Raw genomic sequence first — 4,086 nt, forward strand, 5'->3', positions numbered from 1 at the left:
AGCGCAATGAACTCCGGATCGCGTCCTGGAAAGAACAGGTCGCACCGGAGTTGGGAAAAAAAGGTTGCTGAGGGCGCGACCCTGGTGTATCTGGATGAGGTCGGGTTCTCGCTGAAAGGCGTACGACGGCGCACGTGGTCGACCAGGGGCGTGACGCCCCTGGTCTCGCTCCCGGCCAATTGGGAGACACTCTCGACCATCGGTGCGATCACGTCGGATGGGCGGTTCTTCCAGCATACGAAGTCTGGGGCGATTCGGAGTGGGGACGTCATCCGATTCTTCCAGCACCTGCTCCGCCACGTTCAGGGGGAGATCGTGGTGGTGCTGGAGAACGCCGGGATCCACCGGGCGAAGGCAACACAGGCGTTCGTGGAGACCCACGAACGCCTGTCGCTGGTGTTCTTGCCGCCCTATGCGCCGGAGTTGAACCCGATCGAGCTGGTGTGGGCGTATGTGAAGCGCAGTGTGCTGGGAAACTTCTGTGCCCGCTCGGTCTCAGAGCTGAAAGCAAAACTGGTGACGGCCTGGCAGCGGGTTCGGTATATCGACTTGCCTCATCAGCTCATAAATGCGAATCTATGCCGCTATCAATAAGTTGCCAGAACCCCGCCGACTGTCCGACGCACCTCGTCGTCGTTTCCAGCGAACGGAGTCTGCTGGGGCAGCCCGGTACCCGGGTGGAGATCATGACGCCCCGACCCCGCTTCCTGGGCCGCACCGTGACATCCTGGCGCCTCCCGAATATCGAGCCGGCACGGATCGACATCCATGGCTTCCTGGGCCAGCGGGACGGTCACGTCGCGTTGGTCTCCTGGTTCGGCCATGACTATGACCGAAGCGGGGGGCCAGGTCCGGATGACGCCGGGGCACTGCACGCGATCAATGAAACCAAGCTCTACACGGGTATCGAACGCGGCACCGGGCGGGCGTGGCTGGTCCAGGCCGACGGCATCGACATTCAGGCGCCCCGTCTGGACGTGACGCTCCCCGGGCCGCCCATGGCGGACCTGCCGCTCCTGATCCCGGACGACTCCGACGTGCCGGAAACCGTGAGCGTGTTCGGCCGGGAACGGGCCACGGGACGCTGGCGCGGCTGGCACGTGCAGTTGAAGAACGGGAAGGTCAGGCCCCTGACGCTCCCTGCCGTGCAGGGGACGGTGGTGACCATCGTGGGCGGCCATTTCAATGAGGAGACCCGTCAGAGAAGTCTCCTGCTCGTGACCCGGCTGGGGGATACCTACCACCTTCACCGCTGGACGCCCTGAGCTTCCCTGCAGGGCCAGCAGAACGCCCCGCAGCGGCCCCCCCCGCGCGGTCTACAGGTCAGTGGAGAGCATGGCCTGAGCGAGGCGTAACCCCTCGGCTTTCGACCGTTCGAGCGCCTCGCGCAGCGTTGTCACTCAAGACCCCTCAGCCGACCGAAATCGAGTGGTCAGAACCGTCTCGCCTGTGACCGCAGCGTCTCGAGATTGACGCGAACTCAACGTCAACGCCAACGCCGCATCGTTCCCTTGTGCATCCTGTCACCAGCAGACGTGAACGGTGAGCCGTTCAGAGGAGCGTCAACTGCTCCAGCGCCTCGGCGGTGCGCCCCTCAAAGACCGCTTTGGTGACGGCCTTGACAATCAGGCTGGCGTCGGCACGGCCTTCGGCCATCGCTGAACGGATTCGCGCGTACTGCATGGTGTCCAGTCGGTTCTTGAGGAGCAGTTGCAGGGTCGGCATGGCCTGATCGGCCTGCTCTTCGAGACTCAGGGCCTGGAAGGCCGCGTCGCGTTCCCGGTCTTCCAGCTCCGGATCCCGCGTCGCCGACGGTGGACTGGACGGCGTGACGGTCCCAGCGGCCCGCTCGGCGCCGGTCGGATCGACGTACTTCTCGTCGTCGTCGCGGATGATATCGACCAGCAGGGCCGACGGACTCCGGACGCGGTACCCGGACGCCAGCAGCGCCGTGAAGCGGGCAAGGCGGGCCCTCACGCGTGTCTCGCCGTACGTCTCCACGAGCTTCCGCGCGACGGGACGGGCGACGCGGTGCGTCACGAGTTCGGCCACCAGTTCGGGATCCAGGGTCAGGTTGGGTGTCGGGGCGCCGAAGACGTAGGTCAGCGTCTGCTTCCTGCCGCGCCCCTCCACCAGGACGTCCTGCAGGTACCCGCGTTCCTGGAGCTCCTGGTGGGCACCTTCGAGCGTCCGCCGGACCTTGTCGGTGCGGCGGTCCACGATCTTGCACTCCGCGGCCCATTCGAGCAGGTTGACCGTGTACGACGCGAACGACCGGCTCAGATCCTGCGGGTCGTACCGCTTGGCGTCCAGCAGGCGGTACAGCGCCCGCGTCAGCGGCCGTTCGAGTGAGGTCAGGAAACCGTAGTCCAGCGGTTTGACGTACCGCGCGCGGATCGACTGGACGATCTGACGGGCCAGGGTGACCGACAGGACGGCGCCCGACGTGACCGTGTCACGCTCACCGGAGGTGATCTCGTACGCCAGGACGTAGCTGAAGGTGCCGCTCGTCCAGCGCTGGTGCTCGTGATCCCGCCACGCGTGACTCATGGTGTACGTGGCCTGTTTGAGGCGCCTCAGCGACTCGGTCAGGACGTGATGGTAGTGGCCGTTGTTGTGGAGGCCCGCTCGCAGGAGCACCTGGCTGGCGGTGGTGGTGACCACACCACTTTCCGGGGAACCAGTCTCGATGAAAATGTCGATCAGGGCGTTGGCGACGTCGCCGTCGAGGCCGTGAGGCACACCGCCGTATTCGGCCGGGCTGAAGCAGGAGAGCTGTCCGAGGCGGCCGTCGATCTCGAAGTCGACTTCCCACCGGGTGAAGTCGCTGGGGATGCGTTCCTGAATGCTGATGAGACCGAGCCGGGCCACGTTCGCCTCGGTGAGCCGCTGCAGCTGCAAGGTTGAATCGGTCGCGGTCTTCCGCTTGCGTTGAGGGGCCACATCGTCTCCGGTGGCCTCAGTTTAGCCGCTCCGGGCGCTGATGATTGATCTTCCTTTGTTTGAAAAAAAAGATAAAAACAATGATGAATCATCATCAAGCGGCGAAGCCACTTGCGTCCTGGACGGGATTTTTCGGAGTTTTTCCCCCAAGTATGTCGTGGAAAAGGCCCGTTTTCCCCCAAGTATGTCGTGGAAAAGGCCCGTTTTCCCCCAAGTATGTCGTGCGTCATAGGGTGCAAATCCCCCAAGTATGTCGCACTCGAATGCCCGTTTTCCCCCGAGTGTGTCGTGCGGCGAATGACGAAATCCCCCAGGTATGTCGTTCGAAACGCCCCTTTTCCCCAAGTGTGTCGTACGTGAAACGGCGAAATCCCCCAAGTATGTCGCGCAGTCCCAAGGGGCGGATGCCTGATGTGGGCATCCGCGATTTTCATCGGTAGGAACGGTGAAAATGTTCCGACAGTCGGTACAATCCCCCGAGTATGTCGTGTCTCGGAAAAATGCAATCCCCCGAGTATGTCGCGCGGCGTCAATCCGGCCGACGGCGGGGAAGAGGGGAGACCAGGAGCGCAGGTCTGGACCCCTTCGGTCATCGGAGATCACGCTACGCTCGGGGACATGGCGACGCGACCGGCCCACGTAACCCGCATGGCCCCGGTGCACGGCGACCTGGCGGACCTGCCGTTCGAGGCGGCGTGCGTGGAGATCGCGGCGAGGCACCGGCTGAAGGAGCCCCACGCGTTCCAGCTGGCGCCGGGCGGGGCGGTCCATCTGGTGCGGCTGTCGGACGGTGAGGCGCTGTGCGGGCGTGGACCGCAGGTGTACGCGGGGGCGGCGCAGGTGACGGGACCGCTGACGTGCCGGGCGTGTGTGAAGGCGGTGGCGCGCCGTCTGCGGCGCAGTGTGGGGCGGCGGGCGGCGCGGGTGACACCGACCCGCTGAAGGGAGCCTCTGGTCCGTCCCAGTGTCAGAGGGAGTGTCAGGGAATCAAGTCCACTCAAGCCTGGTCACTTTGAGCTGACCGGGCGTCGGCTTGCCCGTAGACTGCGAGGCCGGGAGGCCCGCCATGACGTTCGTCGGTTCTGGCAACTTAACCTCGGCGGAGCCGAAGAAGCTCAGCAGGTCGCTTGATTCTCAAGCGAC

Annotated in this window: 3 protein-coding genes and 1 pseudogene; 3 read left to right on the top strand and 1 reads right to left on the bottom strand. The window is 64.7% G+C overall.

What is annotated here, in order from left to right:
* A pseudogene (locus IEY69_RS21425) lies at positions 1 to 594 on the top strand (IS630 family transposase); the annotation flags it as partial.
* 92 nt (positions 595 to 686) lie between these two features.
* A complete protein-coding gene (locus IEY69_RS21430) occupies positions 687 to 1,265 on the top strand; it encodes a hypothetical protein (RefSeq protein WP_189075102.1) in 579 nt (192 codons plus the stop codon).
* 286 nt (positions 1,266 to 1,551) lie between these two features.
* Here the strand turns inward: IEY69_RS21430 and IEY69_RS21435 are convergent, their stop codons facing one another.
* Complete coding sequence (locus tag IEY69_RS21435; RefSeq protein WP_189075103.1) at positions 1,552 to 2,901, bottom strand: replication initiator protein A; 1,350 nt, start codon at positions 2,899 to 2,901, stop codon at positions 1,552 to 1,554.
* 660 nt (positions 2,902 to 3,561) lie between these two features.
* Between IEY69_RS21435 and IEY69_RS21440 the strand changes: the two genes are divergently transcribed.
* Positions 3,562 to 3,885 carry a hypothetical protein gene (locus IEY69_RS21440; RefSeq protein WP_189075104.1) on the top strand — a complete coding sequence of 108 codons (324 nt, stop codon included), beginning with the start codon at positions 3,562 to 3,564 and terminating at the stop codon, positions 3,883 to 3,885.
* The last annotated feature ends 201 nt before the right edge of the window (positions 3,886 to 4,086 follow it).

Origin of the sequence: Deinococcus sedimenti (assembly GCF_014648135.1) — a bacterium.
Lineage (GTDB): Bacteria > Deinococcota > Deinococci > Deinococcales > Deinococcaceae > Deinococcus > Deinococcus sedimenti.